Below are 15099 nucleotides of genomic sequence, written 5' to 3' on the forward strand. Positions count from 1 at the left end.
TTCTAGTATTCAATAAAGCTAATACACTGAGCTTCATATTCCTGGTGTAAATGTGCTTCCCTTAACTGTAATACCTTTATTTATAGAAGATAATCAGAATATATTCCTTAATAACTGTTTGAACACGCCCCCTCTCCTTGTTATATCTACAGCTTTTCCAACTATATTTCATATGAGAAAAGGTTATCACTACAAACAAAGAGGAAGCCTCCCAAAATATATTTTAGGAGGCTTCCTCTTATTAATAGATTGCTGATTTTAACTCTCTTAAATCACAAAATCCTCCGGAATAAACACTTTCACTTCTCTCGGATGTACGTATACAAACTCACCTGTTTGAATGCCTAGCTGTCTAAACTGTTCTTTACTAATTTCTGCTTCTAGATACTCATCTGTTCCGTCGCGCTTCAATTCTACATATACGACAGGGCCAACTGCATGTGAGTATGTTACTTTCGCCGGGATGGCATCTATACTTTGTTTCGTACGATCGATTGATAAGTGATGTGGTCTTACGTATCCCACTCCGTCTACGTTTGAAACGTGCTTATGCTCTGGTGCTTCTAGTTCCACCGATCCTACATTTAGTTTACCTTTATGAACGCGGCCGTGAAATAAATTCACGTTTCCTAAAAAGTCATATACGAACGGACTTGCTGGTTTTTCATATACTTCTTCCGGCGTTCCCATTTGTTCAATGCGTCCTTCATTCATTACAACGATGCGGTCCGCAACGTCTAACGCTTCTTCTTGGTCATGCGTTACGAATACGCTCGTAATTTGAAATTCGTCATGTAGTTTCCGGAGCCATCTTCGCAATTCTTTCCGTACTTTTGCATCAAGTGCACCGAACGGTTCATCTAGCAATAAAATTTTCGGTTCGACTGCAAGCGCCCGGGCTAGTGCGATACGTTGGCGTTGTCCGCCAGATAATTGCGCTGGATAACGTTTTGCGAAACCATCCATTTTTACTAGTTTCAATAGTTCTGTTACTTTTTCTTTTATTACTTCAGCTGAAGGTCTTACACTTTTCCTTCTTACTTTTAAACCGAAAGCGACATTTTCAAATACATTCATATGTTTAAAAAGTGCATAGTGCTGGAAGACGAAACCGACTTGCCTGTTTTTCACGTGAATATCAGTTAAATCTTCTCCATCAAATGAAATGGAGCCTCCATCCGCTTCTTCTAGTCCTGCAATAATTCGTAATAACGTCGTCTTCCCAGAACCTGATGGTCCTAATAAAGCGACCAGTTCACCTTTTGGAATATCCAAATGAATGTCTGTCAGCGCTTGAAATGTACCATATTGTTTTGATACATTTTGAATTTGAATACTCACCGCACTCACTCCTTATTGTCGTTTTTCCATTCTCCATTCAATCCAGTTTTTTATAACGAGCGTAAAAACTGCGATGAGTGACATTAAAGTCGCCACAGCGAACGCTGCTGAAAATTGATATTCATTGTACAAAATTTCAATGTGAAGCGGCATTGTATTTGTCATGCCGCGCACGTGACCAGACACAACGGAAACTGCTCCGAATTCACCAATGGCCCGGGCGTTACATAAAATCATTCCGTATAATAGATCCCATTTTATATTTGGCAATGTGACGCGCCAAAACATTTTCCAGCCGCTTGCGCCAAGTGATAGAGCTGCTTCTTCTTCACTTTTCCCTTGCGCCTGCATAACCGGGATTAATTCACGCGCAACGAATGGAAACGTAACAAAGATCGTCGCAATGATAATACCAGGGACAGAGAAGATGAGTTTTATCCCGTGTTCCAATAACCATCCGCCAAGAGCAGCACGAGGTGTGAAAAGTAAAACGAATACTAATCCTGCGATAACTGGTGATACAGCAAACGGCAGTTCAATAAGAGATAATAATACTTGCTTTCCTTTAAACTGAAACTTCGTAATAAGCCAAGCAGCTGCTATTCCGAATATCGTATTCAGCGGTACAACAATTAATGCAACGAGAAGTGTTAACCTGATTGCCAAAAATGCTTCTTGATCTGTTACAGCGGCAATATATACATCAATTCCTCGTTCGAACGCTTTCATAAAAATTGTCACGAGCGGCAGTAATAGAAAGAGAGATAAAAATAAAATTGTTATCGTAATGAATAGAATTGGTACAAATTTAGATTCTTTTTTAACTGATACGCTTTTTACTATTTTCTTTTCTAATAATGTTGGTTCCATTTTCTCCCCTCCTATTCACTTTTCAGTTCATGCCTTCTGCTCCAAGTTTGAATCATATTAATAAATAGTAGGAAAAGGAGAGAAATAATAAGCATCACAGCCGCTACAGCTGTTGCGCCTGCATAATCATATTGTTCTAGTTTCGTCATAATCATAAGCGGTGCAATTTCTGTTTTCATTGGCATATTACCTGCAATAAACACGACAGATCCATATTCCCCTAACGCCCTCGCAAAGGCGAGTGAAAAACCAGCAAGTAGAGCCGGGAATATTTCTGGCAAAATGATTTTCACAAATATTTGAAAGCGTGACGCCCCTAAACTAGAAGCTGCTTCTTCTACTTCTTTATCAATACTTTGTAGTACTGGTTGCACCATTCGGACGACAAATGGTAAGCCAATAAACGTAAGTGCAACAATAATGCCGAGCTGGGTAAAAGCTACTTTTATATGAAACACACTAAATATTTTTCCAATAAAGCCATTTTCCGCATAAAGCGTCGTAAGTGTAATACCAGCTACAGCAGTCGGAAGAGCGAATGGTAAATCGATTAGTCCGTCTAATAACCGTTTCCCTGGAAATGTGTAGCGAACGAGTACCCAAGCAATTAATAAACCGAAAATGGCATTTACGATTGCCGCTGCAAGTGAAGTTGTGAAACTTACTTGATAGGAATGCAACACGCGCTCACTCGTTATAACTTGTGCGAACTTCTTCCAGCCTAGCTGCGAAGTTTGAATAAATACGATAGAAAGTGGTATAAGTACGAATAAACTCATATATAGCATTGTAAATCCAAGAGATAATCCAAACCCTGGTAAGACACGCTTCTTCCTCATATAACGTCACCTCATCCCCCCTTATTTTTTATACATTTGATCGAATACGCCGCCATCATTAAAATGCTTTTCTTGTGCTTTTTTCCAGCCTCCAAATAGTTCATCTACTGTAAATAATTGAACTTTCGGAAATTGTGATGCATACTTCTCTGCTACTTTTTCATTACGGGGGCGATAAAAGTTTTTCGCCGCAATTTCTTGCCCCTTTTCTGAATACAAATATTCAAGATATCCTTCTGCTACTTTTTTCGTTCCTTTTTTATCAACGACTTTGTCTACAACTGCTACTGGCGGCTCGGCAAGTATACTAATCGAAGGTGTTACAATTTCGAATTTATCTTTTCCAAGTTCTTTTTGTGATAATAACGCTTCATTTTCCCAAGCGATTAACACATCACCAATTCCTTTTTCAACGAAAGTCGTCGTTGCCCCGCGTGCTCCTGAATCTAGTACTTCTACGTTTTTATAAATTTGGCCAACAAACTCTTTCGCCTTATCTTCACTATTGTTATATTTCTTCAGTGCATATCCCCACGCCCCTAAATAGTTCCACCGTGCTCCCCCAGATGTTTTCGGGTTTGGTGTAATGACAGACACACCTTTTTTCGTTAAATCATCCCAATCTTTAATTCCTTTCGGGTTTCCTTTTCTCACAAGAAATACAATCGTTGATGTATACGGAGTAGAATTATCCGCAAGTCGCTTCTGCCAATCTTCTGCTAGTTGTTTCTTCTTACTAATCGCGTCAATATCATAAGCGAGCGCTAGTGTTACAACGTCTGCTTCTAAGCCGTCAATAACGGAGCGTGCCTGACTTCCAGATCCCCCGTGTGATTGCTTTACATTTACTGTTTGACCATGCTTCTCTTTCCAATACTTCGCAAAGTCTTTATTGAAATCTTGATATAACTCACGCGTTGGATCATATGAAACATTTAAAAGTTCGACTGTCTTCTTATCTGCACTTCCTTCAGAATTGTTAGTGGATGTTGCCGAACCACACCCTGACAAAAGGACAAATGCTGATAATAAAACACCTGTACTTTTCATTAATGCTGTCTTACTCCACTGTTTCATATATAAAGCCCCCTTAGTTTGTACAATAGAAAAAGGCACACAATCTATTCACAAAAGTGAACGTTGTGCGCCTTCAGTTTCTCTGATGAGCTTCTATTGTATTCTGTTTGATTTCTTTCCATTTTAATTCCGCAATTCACATGTGTCAACTTGGAATTTAGAATTATTATATAAGAAACTTCATACAAGCTAAAAATCAGCGGGAATGGAATCCCACTGATTTTAGTTTCGATTTATTTCTTTAACTTATCTGTCTTCGCAATAAATTGAGCTGCTTCTGCGCGGCTTACCGATTTATCTGGAGCCCATCCATTATCTGTTCCAACTGAAATATTTTCTTGGATTAAAATGTTCGCATACTTCGTACCCCAATGATCTTTTAAGTCAGCAAATTCTTTTGGTAGTTTAATATTTTCATTTCCTTCTAATTTATATGCATTCACAAGCATAGAAGCCATCGATGCACGGTTAATTAGCCCGCTCGGATTAAAGTTACCCTTATCATCACCTTTTACAATGCCAGCTTTTTCAACTGCTGCGATGTATGGTGTAGCCCAATGATTTTGCGCGTCAGAGAATGATGGCTTCTCATCTTTATTAATTTTTAATCCTAAAACAGTAGCTAATATTTTTGCTGCTGAACCACGATCGATATTTTCAGCTGGTGCAAATGTACCATCTGGCTTACCGTGTACTGCCTCTTTGTCTACTAAATATTGAACTGACTCTTGTGCCCAAGTCGGTACATCTGAGAACTTAGATTTCTTTTCAATTGCACTCGCATCGATTTCAAACTGCACCTGATATTTATGATCATATTTAATTGCTGGAATTAATATATGCATTTGCATATTATATTTTTTCGAGAACTCATCGATTTCAAATTGAACAATCTTCGTACCATTATTTGTTTTATCTTCAGAGATCACTTTCACATCATGGAATGTCCGTACTTTATTAGTATCTTCTACTCTAAGGTACTGGAAATAGCTACTATCTTGAATTGTTAACGTAACGATTTTTTTGTCACCTTGAATTGTTACTTTTGCATTTTTCAAATATGTAGAAGCAACAGATGTTTCATTCGTTTGATCTTTATAAGTTTTTAAAATAACGTCATATGTACCATCTGCAAGTTTGCTATTTGCTTTCATTTCAACCGCTGCATCTGCTTTCGCAATAGGTACCATGATACCGCTAAATGGAACTGCTAAAGTTGCTGCTATAACGAATGCATTAATATATTTTTTCTTAATCATTATCAATATGACATCTCCCTTTATATGAATATACCCAACATAACTATCATATTGATAATGATTATCAATGTCAAATAAAAAATTAAACGAATACTACCTATTTATTACACAAATATGCTTTCCGCTCATTTTTAAACAATAAATAATGAGCAGTATGCACTTTTCCCTCTAAATAATCTAATGAATACGTACCCGATGGATCCACTAAATCCCCAATCGCCCCTGAAAGGTGATCAATTACCTTTTGCAATGTTTCTAAGTTCTTCTTTTCACTCTCCATATTCATTTCATCCATAATGTCACAAATAAGATATTGTACTTTCCGTAAGCGTAATTCCTTGCTCCACGTATATCTCCTCCTTATTAGCAATATTACGTTTTAAATATATGGGCTTATAGCTTAACCAATTCTAAAAAATAACGTGAAACTTTAATGAGTAAGAATTTTGTCCATCCAAACTAATCCAGCTTTTTGGGACAAAAAGATATCCATCTCTAAACATGTAGTCATAGAGATGGATATCTTTATTTTTATACTTGCAATGCCTTCTCTCTCAAAGCTCTTCGTAACAACTTACCAGTTGTATTCTTCGGCAATTCTGTTAAAAACTCAATGCTCATTGGCACTTTATATTTCGCTAAATGTAACGTGCAGTAATGCATAAGCTCTTCTTCTGTTACGCTCGTTTGTTTCAGAACGACGTAAGCTCGCACTGCTTCTCCTAAGTTTTCATCAGGAACACCGATTACGACAACTTCAGCTACCGAATCATGAGTATATAATACTTCCTCTACTTCACGAGGATATACGTTATAACCGCCAACTAAAACAATATCTTTTTTGCGATCGACGATATAGAAGTAACCTTCTTCATCCATTTTCGCTAAGTCTCCTGTATATAGCCAGCCATCTTTAATTGTCGCCGTAGTATCTTCTGGTGCATTATAGTAACCCTTCATAACGTTAGGTCCGCGAACAATTAATTCCCCAACTGCACCAACAGGTACTTCTTCCCCAAGTTCGTTCACAATTTTATTTTCTACGTGCCAAATATTTGTACCAATCGAACCTGGTTTACGAGGACGATCTAATGGATTAAAACAAGTAACTGGTGATGCTTCTGATAAACCGTATCCTTCTGAAACGATAACGTCAAAACGGTTTTCAAAGTTTTGGAGAAGGGCAACAGGCATTGACGCACCACCTGAAATACAAAGGCGAAGCGTCTTCACATCTTCTGCGCTTGCTTCTTCAAATAAATATAAGTAATTGTACATCGTCGGCACACCTGCAAAAATCGTTGGTTCATACGTACGACAAATACGGAATACTTCTTTCGGACTAAACTTCGGTAACATTAAAATTGTTGCCCCGTTCACAATCGGCGCATTTACCGCAACAGTTAAACAGAACACATGGAACATCGGCAGTGCCGCAACGACGCGATCGTCCGCAGTATATTGTAAATACGACGCCACATCGCTTGCGTTACTATATAAATTTTTATGTGTTAACATAGCGCCTTTTGGCTTTCCAGTTGTACCTGAAGTGTATAAAATAACAGCTACATCTTCTTCTTCTAGTTCAGGACCTTCGTAAGTTACATCTCCAGTTCCTATACAACTAGTAAACGTTTTCATTTTTTCAGTTTCTGTATGAGTAAAATCTGATGAGGTTTCGCATATAATGATATTTTCAAGTGAAGGAAGTCTTGTTGTAAGAGATTGTATAACAGGTAGAAGGACGTCGAGTACGATGATTGTTTTTACATCTCCATTTTGTAATATGTAATGTATTTCGTCTGCTGTATAAATTGGATTAATCGGAATGACAGTTGCTCCGGCTTTCATCGTTCCGTATAAACCTACTAAAAAATGTGGTGAATTGCCTACAGCTAATGCGACATTGTCCCCTTTTCCAATGCCCATTTTTGCTAAATTACTAGAAAACTTAGTGACCACTTTGTTTAATTGGTCATAAGAGACCGACTGATCCATAAATATGTACGCCGGTTTATCCCCCTTCTTTTTTGCCGTTTCAGCCAAAGATTGAACGAGATTCACACAAACCCCACCTTTATAAAATTTAGAATATTTAAAAATTCTAAATTAATTATATTAAAAGAAAATTAAAGTAGCAAGTGATATTCTATTAATCGAATATACATAAACCACTTTCTTCCAGAATACTTTAGTAAGATACGAGAATTATATGTAAAAAAACAGGTACAAACATATAGTTAAACTGTAGCTAAAATCATTTTAGGATAATATGCACTCATCTTCTCTCTAAGTTTTTCAACTTCCTCTTTATTTAAAGCCGTATACTCTCCATACAAATTGAGAGCGTCCGCTCCATTTTCATGCAAGTAGACTGTAACATATAATGTCGGCAATCCTTTATTGTCCTCATCTATCGACAAGACGAAATCTGGCGTTTTACCAACGGTACTAAACGTTTCATTTCTTTTCCATTTCTTATTTTGAAACATAGTTTGTATATCATCTATCTTTCGTTTTTTATCTGTATGCGTAAAATATATGACATTATCCCTCCCTGGCTTTCCAATAGATAAAAGTGTGCGACTTGAGGACGTTTCATCGTTACAGGCTGTCATTCCGATGACGAAGCTGAGCAGTAATACAACGTACATTATCCTTTTCATTTCAATTCGCCTCCTTTTGAATATATATATTCCTTTATGAGGGGCAAATTTCCTGTGATTTTATGGTGAATGAAATTATATAAGCGATTTTTAAAATATATCGACTTACCGATAAAACGTGACAATCTACGCAAAAAAGAGGCTGCCCGTTACGGCAGCCTCCCTTATTTTTAGAAGAATAAATGCAAGAAATCTTCTATTGTAATATTACCGAAGTAGCGTGCGATATCTACGCCTTCTAAAGCTACGGTGAATGCATCTTTATCAAATTGTACACCTGTTAGACGCTCTTCAATGTCATGCACATCTAGTGAGCCGAAGAAGTCACCGTAAATTTTACATTCTGTTACTGTCCCTTTTTTCACTTCAAGACGAACGTCAACTTGTCCAACTGGGAAGCGGTGTGAATGTTGTAAGTTGAACTTCGGAGATTTTCCGTAGTTCCAATCCCAATTTTGGTAGCGCTCTTCAGAAAGTTTATGGATTTCTTTCCAATCATTTTCTGTTAATTCGTACGTTGGAATTTCTGTTTCTCCTTCGAAAATTGTTTCTAGAAGAAGTTGTCTAAACTCTTCTGTCGTCATTTTTTCGTTTAAGAACTCTGTAATATTCGCAACGCGGCTACGGATTGATTTAATGCCTTTTGATTGAATCTTATCCATTTTCACTTTAAGTGCCGATACAACGTGATCGATTTCAGAGTCAAATAGTAACGTGCCATGACTGAACATACGACCTTTCGTTGAGAACTGCGCGTTACCTGAAATTTTTCTACCTTCAGCTAAAATATCGTTACGACCACTTAGTTCTGCATTTACGCCTAATTTACCAAGCGCTTTCGTTACAGGCTCTGTGAACTTTTTGAAGTTGCTGAAACTATCTCCATCATCTTTCGTAATAAAGCTGAAGTTTAAGTTTCCTAAATCATGATATACTGCGCCTCCGCCTGATAGACGACGAACGACATGAATTCCTTGTTCTTTTACGTAATCTGCATTAATTTCTTCTACTGTGTTTTGATTTTTACCAATGATAATGGAAGGTTTGTTAATGTAGAACAGTAAATATGTTTCGTTAATATCTAAATTCTTCACACAATATTCTTCAATCGCTAAGTTTATTCTAGGATCTGTAATCCCTTTATTATCAATAAATAACATCGTATCACCTCATGAATTCCATACGTAGCCACTATGCGCTAGCGTAATATGGCCACTGAAAATTTGTTTTGCTTCTGTTACTAAATCAGATGGGTTGCCTGTATGCGGTAAGTGCGTTAATAAAAGTTCTTTTACATTTGCATCTTTCGCAATACTTGCTACTTCTGTACTATTCATATGCCCTGCTTTTGCAGCCTCTTGATGTGCATACATATTACACTCACAAATGAAAAGATCAGCATCTTTTGTGAATGGAATAAATTCAGGAATATAACTGGAATCAGCGCTATATACTACAGCGTCACTACCAGCTGTAATACGCATCGCAAAGCATGTAACAGGATGAACAGTTTTTAAGAATGAAATGGAGAACGGTCCAACTTGAAGTGTTTCTTCTGGGTTGTACGCGATTCCTTTCGTATGCGGTTCATGTGTTAAAGAATGGAATCCATTCTCATCAAACGTATGACCGTATATTGGTAATTCCGGTAGTTGTCCCTTCGCCCCGCTCATAATTAATCTTGCATATTGCAATACCCCAATGTCTGCAACATGATCGTGATGATAGTGCGACAGTACAACTGCATCTATATGAGATGGTGTTATATATTTTTGAAGCTGTGCTAGTACACCACTGCCACAGTCTACAAGTAAACGAAAACCATCGTGTTCAAACAAATACCCCGACGTTGCTTCTCCCGCTTCTGGAAAGCCGCCCCAAAAGCCGACAACAGTCATCTTCATATGTATCCATCCTTTCTAAAACCGCGTAGGAATGCCGTTTTTTTCCGTACTTGAGAAAGTTTTTTACTTACATCCTACATTGTTAACTATAATCCATTTCCTAAACTTTTTCATTAATTTTCACTTTTGTTATAAAACAGTTGTTGACTTTTGTTTTTTGTACTAATACAATGATAGTAAGAAATGGAAATGGAGGGATTGACATGATCGATCAACCAATGGAGTTTTTCCGAAATTTACCGACGAAAACTTGTGCTCATTGCGGGAAGGAAATTGATGAGCAGCACGAAGCATACCATAACAAATGTGACGATTGCGTTCACGAAGAATAGTAGTTTGTAAACATAAAAAAACCTAGCAGACATAGTCTACTAGGCTAATAACATCGTATCCTTCATCGTTGAACCTTTCACCAAGAGCTCCAGTTCAAACTCATACAATTCTTTTTGTCGATAATTTTTCGTATGGATTTTATCCATCATTAAGTCGACAACTTTTCGGGCCATCTCGTCGATTGGTTGTTCAATTGTCGTAATACCTGGCTCTGTAATCTGCGCTAAAATTTGATTATCAAAACCGATCACAGCGAGATCTTCTGGAATACTCCAACCATGGCGTTTCGCCTCTGAGATAATTCCAGCTGCAACCTCGTCGCCTCCTGCCAAAATCGCGGTAGGATTTTTTTTGTCCTTTAATACTTCATTGAATATTCGTTTTCCATCATCCCAAGAGAAAGCGTTTTCAAGAAAATCGATCGCTTCCACTTCTCTACTCTTTTCAGTAATAGCGCGTAAAAAGCCCATTTTTCGCTGTTGGCTCACTACTTTCGTTTCGTTGCCACGGCAAAAAATCAGATTACGATATCCTTGTTCTAATACATGATTGGCAGCTATGTATGCACCCTGTGCATGATCGAACTTCACTGTTGGAACATTTGCTTCCTCAATATATTCATTACATAACACGATTGGACCGTGTTGCAAGTATGGCTCCACATTCTCCCATGGATTTTCTAGTGAACATAGAATAATCCCATCTACTTGTTTCGTAGATAATAATTGTAAATACTCCATCTCTTTTTCCGGTAAATATCTTGTTTGACAAATAATCAGTTTATATTTATGTTCAGAAGCAGCAATCTCGATTGCTTCAATAAATCTACTAAAAAAAGGATTTGTAATCCTTGGAACAAGCACCGCAATTGTTTCTGTTTTTTGTTTACGAAGCCTTCTCGCCGCAGAATTAGGAACGAAGCCTAAATGCTTCATTGCTAATTGAACCCTTTTCTTCTTCTCATCTGAAACATATGGATGATTATTGATCACCCTAGAAACCGTTGTCCTTGATAACCCCGCTAATTTCGCCACGTCCTCGATAGTCGACACGAAATTTCCCCCTTTGCATGAAAACGTTTTCTTATCCTGATTATATAGTATATTATTGGAAACTGCAATATAGGTTCTTATGATTTTACTATATTAATATTATACATAGGGAAAAGTCTGTTAATGGCAGGGAATTACACACTACTTTTAGAATTTCACAATATGCATATGAAAAAAGATGTACATACCATAACGCATATACACCTTCTTAATTAATAAGAATTCTATTCAATATAAAAACCCATCAATACGTCGTCTCCATATGATCCATCTTCATATTTAATTTGCTTTCTTTGCCTTCCTTCTTCTACAAAGCCAGTTCGTTTATACACTTTAATTGCCCTATCATTAATAGAAACTACACCTAAGCAAATTTTCTCTAAACCTTTCTGCCCTTTAGCCCAGCTAATAAGAAATTCAATTAGTTTCGTACCAATGCCTTGATTACAATACGCCTCCCTAATCCCCATTCCCATTGTGCCTGCATGTCGTAACCGTTCTAGTTCATATCGTTTGAAAACCAGAAAGCCAACCACCTTACTATCTACCTCGTAAACTATATAAAGGTTTCCTTTTTCACTACTTGTCTGTATCTTTTCTCTTTCTGAATCAATATCATTTGGTAATTTATTTGGAGATGATATAAAAAACTTTGTAGTAGTTTCTGATAATATAATTTCTTTTCTAATATCCATAATTGATTCCGCATCAACCTCTTTTGCTAATCGTATCACTGAATCACCTCGTACCTTTTTCTTAAAAGACTCGTACTGAATCTATCAAACTAAGAACATCTAAAACGCTCAATATGCAACATTACATATTGAGAATCTTTTCACTTTTGATACAATATCCTTACATCTGTATAAAAGGAAAGTGTGCAATGAATCCAATTTTAACAGCTGCAAAACAACTACTACATAAAGAAGAAAAGATTTTATCTACTTTAAAATGTTCACTTACTGACTATGTAAATACGCATAAAGTCCCATATCCAGGCATGCTACTTGCTACTAATAGAAGACTTCTCTTTTTTAGCCAATATAAAAATACATTAATTGCCGAATTTGAGTATGAAAAAATTGTATCTATAGAAACGAAGAGAAGAATTTTTGACAAAAAAATAATATTTTATTATGAAGATGAATATATAACGGTGGGATACATTACAAGTTCAAATATTGAAGAGTTCATAGACTTACTACAAAGAAAAATGCAAGACTAGCGCGGGCTACTAATCGGGCATTTACGGGCTGTTGATCTCCCACCTAGCTTCTTTGCTCCAGCCGCATTTTGAGGCGGAAGTTTTGCTGCCCAGCAAATAGCGGGATAAAAGGTGGTTTGTCCATATCCAAACCACCTTTTTCATACAAGCTTATAATTATACTTCCCACCTATCCTTACGCTTTAGATATTTCCTGCATAAACCCAGCCATGCTCGCTAATAAACTAGTGAAAACGAAAAGTACAATAATAAGAGGAATAAGTTTGTCTTTATTTAAATTCGTAATCGTTTTTAAACCTATTCCTAATAAAACGTAATACCAAATATTAAATATATCTATTCTTTGAGCGATTGTATGCAAGATCATATTATCTGTCGCTATTGCACCTAAACCTGTATAAGATATCTCATACCCACTTAGAGAAAATGCAATTAATCCGTTTAAAATCATCCCTATCCTTAATACAAACGAAGCATAAATGATTATCGGGAATGTTTCTTTATAGTTAATATCAACTCCAAAGAAAATCATAATGTTCTTATAGAATATAGGTGCAAAAAGTATAGCTACGATTCCACTGACTGCTGAAAATCCAAATGTAGTAAAGAAAGTTATGTATTTCGGAACAGTAAATCCCGTTTTATCATGAAACATACTGAGTGCAGGATTATTTAAAGAATTCCAAGACATTAAGGCACTTGAAATTATAATAAGCACAATTAAAAGGACTAGTGGAAAGAATATATTTCTTTGATTCTTCATCCTTTTGAATTGTAGTGTTGGCGAAGTGAATATCCCAAAAATCGATGGTTTTCCAGAAATCTCTTCATGCATAAGACTACTAGCTTGCAAGAAAATCCCCCTTCCTCATTACATTTATAACTCTTCCCACTTCCTCCATACTTCTCTCCCATTTACACGGTACACATTATCCTCCCGATCCATAAATCCGTGCACGATAAACTCTCTTCTAATCGTACAAAAATCATCATGATATTGTTTTATGAATGCATTAATTTCTTTTTCTGTATATTGATTTTCAGCGTTTAACTTGCTAATTAAATGCTCCAACAATACTAGTTTTTTCTTCTTTTGACCTGGAATCGATTTTAGGCGGTCCTCTTTATCGAAAAAGTTACGAATCGTCGTATCCCTGAATTTCATTTCACTTTCAGTCATTTTGTTGTCCTCCATCGGTTTTTATGCAATAAAATTTATCGTTTGTCTTTACTATTCTTCTTCATTCTTTTACTTATAACATCCATAAGGTAATACCCGCTAATTAGCACATAGTAGAATAAAAGTATTCCTAGTGCATCTTTCATATTTATATATTATTCTTTATGAAACAAGATAGGTGAAAGGGCGTAAACAAGAAAGATGATTGGCGGATTTACGATAAAATAATAAGTAAGATTTCCTTTCATCATATCAACTCCTCTATTCTAGTTTTCTCTGTAAATTGTTGTAATTCCTTTTCTTTTGTTTAGACTGCAATTAGAAATTAAAAGCAAGAGCTCCAAGGACAAATTGATTGAACCTCGGGAATAGCCAAATTAATAAAGAAAATAAAAAATCTATTTTCTAAAACATTGGTGTTATTGCAAAGGACTTTTGTATTATAAATATATAGAAAAAATTTTATAGAAGTATAAGTAAATAGAATACGAAATTGTTGATGACAAAAAAATCCCAAGAAACATTCGTTTCCATTTATAAAGAGGTTCAAATTTCGAGTTAGTTTTAAATATAATGAATGGAGAATACATAATGGACAATTTATTTAATCAAATTGCAACTTTTTTAAACATATCATTACCTCAAGAAATAATGAATGCTTTCAAAGACCCAATCTATTTGAAGCACAAGAATGATTTTTCAATACGTTTATTATCCTTTGAAGAAGCCACAGAAGTGTATTTATACCTACATGAAGATGTTACTATTTCAGAAGTTTTCCCATTATGGACAGATGATAATTCCAATTATATAGGTGTTTACATGTTAGGGCCGCTATCAGGCAGAGTTTGTTTTATAGACCATGAAGAAATGGATTTGTCCCCAGTATATCCTAATGTACAAACGTTAATAAACACTCTATTAGAAAGTCCTGAAATCGATTGGTATGAACTTCCAAAACATTATCCTTGTTCCAAAGAAAATACGGATGAATTGCAAATACAGCAAGATGTACACACCATTAAAGAATTGAAAAACCTTCTTAAACAACCTGAATTAAATGAAGCTAAAAGAACTCAATATTTATTTTCAATTATGGCTTTAACTCCTTACACACAATTGCATGAAATACTTCCCTTCTTGGACGACTCGGATATGTGGGTACAAGAGAGAGCGGCTGAAATTCTAGGTTTCCATAGATACGTGCCAGCTAGCGAAAAACTAAATTGGGTTAAAGAACATGGACAACATAACGGGAAATTGGCAGCTGAATTAGCATTAAAAAGAATAGAAATGGAATTAAAGAACTAAAACAAAAAGAAACATTAACATAGTAGACTAGCCTATACAAAC

At 36.2% G+C, this 15099-nt stretch carries 17 protein-coding genes and 1 pseudogene; 3 read left to right on the forward strand and 15 right to left on the reverse strand.

What is annotated here, in order from left to right:
- Positions 1–267 precede the first annotated feature (267 nt).
- The 10 genes from CQ058_RS07160 to CQ058_RS07205 all read right to left on the reverse strand — a co-directional run bounded on the left by CQ058_RS07160 (position 268) and on the right by CQ058_RS07205 (position 9956).
- Entirely contained in the window at positions 268–1341 is a 1074-nt protein-coding gene (locus CQ058_RS07160; protein ID WP_002188697.1) for a sulfate/molybdate ABC transporter ATP-binding protein, read from the reverse strand.
- Between the two features lie 12 nt (positions 1342–1353).
- On the reverse strand, positions 1354–2211 hold the full coding sequence (gene cysW, locus CQ058_RS07165; protein WP_105589537.1) for a sulfate ABC transporter permease subunit CysW: 858 nt from the start codon (positions 2209–2211) through the stop codon (positions 1354–1356).
- Positions 2212–2222: 11 nt separating this feature from the next.
- Positions 2223–3050 carry a sulfate ABC transporter permease subunit CysT gene (gene cysT / locus CQ058_RS07170; protein ID WP_002168928.1) on the reverse strand — a complete coding sequence of 276 codons (828 nt, stop codon included), beginning with the start codon at positions 3048–3050 and terminating at the stop codon, positions 2223–2225.
- Positions 3051–3071: 21 nt separating this feature from the next.
- Positions 3072–4127: a sulfate ABC transporter substrate-binding protein gene (locus CQ058_RS07175; RefSeq protein ID WP_002011197.1), complete on the reverse strand. Its 1056-nt coding sequence runs from the start codon at positions 4125–4127 to the stop codon at positions 3072–3074.
- 233 nt (positions 4128–4360) lie between these two features.
- Complete coding sequence (locus tag CQ058_RS07180; RefSeq protein WP_105589538.1) at positions 4361–5386, reverse strand: S-layer homology domain-containing protein; 1026 nt, start codon at positions 5384–5386, stop codon at positions 4361–4363.
- 97 nt (positions 5387–5483) lie between these two features.
- On the reverse strand, positions 5484–5681 hold the full coding sequence (locus CQ058_RS07185; protein ID WP_050551310.1) for a hypothetical protein: 198 nt from the start codon (positions 5679–5681) through the stop codon (positions 5484–5486).
- A 236-nt stretch (positions 5682–5917) separates the two neighbouring features.
- Positions 5918–7450: a fatty acid--CoA ligase family protein gene (locus tag CQ058_RS07190; protein ID WP_002188689.1), complete on the reverse strand. Its 1533-nt coding sequence runs from the start codon at positions 7448–7450 to the stop codon at positions 5918–5920.
- Positions 7451–7626: 176 nt separating this feature from the next.
- Complete coding sequence (locus tag CQ058_RS07195; protein ID WP_002188688.1) at positions 7627–8052, reverse strand: hypothetical protein; 426 nt, start codon at positions 8050–8052, stop codon at positions 7627–7629.
- Positions 8053–8222: 170 nt separating this feature from the next.
- Positions 8223–9212 carry a lipoate--protein ligase gene (gene lplA / locus CQ058_RS07200; protein WP_002188687.1) on the reverse strand — a complete coding sequence of 330 codons (990 nt, stop codon included), beginning with the start codon at positions 9210–9212 and terminating at the stop codon, positions 8223–8225.
- 9 nt (positions 9213–9221) lie between these two features.
- Positions 9222–9956 carry an MBL fold metallo-hydrolase gene (locus CQ058_RS07205; RefSeq protein WP_002188682.1) on the reverse strand — a complete coding sequence of 245 codons (735 nt, stop codon included), beginning with the start codon at positions 9954–9956 and terminating at the stop codon, positions 9222–9224.
- 203 nt (positions 9957–10159) lie between these two features.
- Between CQ058_RS07205 and yhfH the strand changes: the two genes are divergently transcribed.
- Positions 10160–10288 (forward strand): protein YhfH, encoded by a 129-nt coding sequence (gene yhfH / locus CQ058_RS07210; protein ID WP_000567010.1) that lies wholly within the window; start codon positions 10160–10162, stop codon positions 10286–10288.
- Between the two features lie 39 nt (positions 10289–10327).
- On the opposite strand, the gene CQ058_RS07215 is transcribed toward yhfH, so the two are convergent.
- The gene (locus tag CQ058_RS07215) at positions 10328–11341 is read right to left on the reverse strand and encodes a LacI family DNA-binding transcriptional regulator (RefSeq protein WP_002087115.1); all 1014 of its coding nucleotides are present in this window, start codon (positions 11339–11341) and stop codon (positions 10328–10330) included.
- Between the two features lie 224 nt (positions 11342–11565).
- Positions 11566–12075, reverse strand: coding sequence for a GNAT family N-acetyltransferase (locus tag CQ058_RS07220; RefSeq protein ID WP_002140756.1), 510 nt, complete (start codon positions 12073–12075; stop codon positions 11566–11568).
- Between the two features lie 149 nt (positions 12076–12224).
- On the opposite strand from CQ058_RS07220, the gene CQ058_RS07225 reads away from it, so the two are divergent.
- Entirely contained in the window at positions 12225–12566 is a 342-nt protein-coding gene (locus tag CQ058_RS07225; RefSeq protein ID WP_002188679.1) for a PH domain-containing protein, read from the forward strand.
- 175 nt (positions 12567–12741) lie between these two features.
- Here the strand turns inward: CQ058_RS07225 and yknW are convergent, their stop codons facing one another.
- The 3 genes and pseudogenes from yknW to CQ058_RS07240 all read right to left on the reverse strand — a co-directional run bounded on the left by yknW (position 12742) and on the right by CQ058_RS07240 (position 13997).
- Complete coding sequence (gene yknW, locus CQ058_RS07230; RefSeq protein WP_002188678.1) at positions 12742–13419, reverse strand: YknW family membrane protein; 678 nt, start codon at positions 13417–13419, stop codon at positions 12742–12744.
- Between the two features lie 24 nt (positions 13420–13443).
- Entirely contained in the window at positions 13444–13746 is a 303-nt protein-coding gene (locus tag CQ058_RS07235; RefSeq protein WP_002166187.1) for a DUF2087 domain-containing protein, read from the reverse strand.
- 35 nt (positions 13747–13781) lie between these two features.
- A pseudogene (locus tag CQ058_RS07240) lies at positions 13782–13997 on the reverse strand (hypothetical protein).
- A gap of 340 nt (positions 13998–14337) precedes the next feature.
- On the opposite strand from CQ058_RS07240, the gene CQ058_RS07245 reads away from it, so the two are divergent.
- Entirely contained in the window at positions 14338–15057 is a 720-nt protein-coding gene (locus tag CQ058_RS07245; protein WP_002188675.1) for a hypothetical protein, read from the forward strand.
- The last annotated feature ends 42 nt before the right edge of the window (positions 15058–15099 follow it).

The sequence above is a fragment of the Bacillus sp. MYb56 genome (assembly GCF_002976445.1).
GTDB classification, from domain to species: Bacteria; Bacillota; Bacilli; order Bacillales; family Bacillaceae_G; genus Bacillus_A; species Bacillus_A mycoides.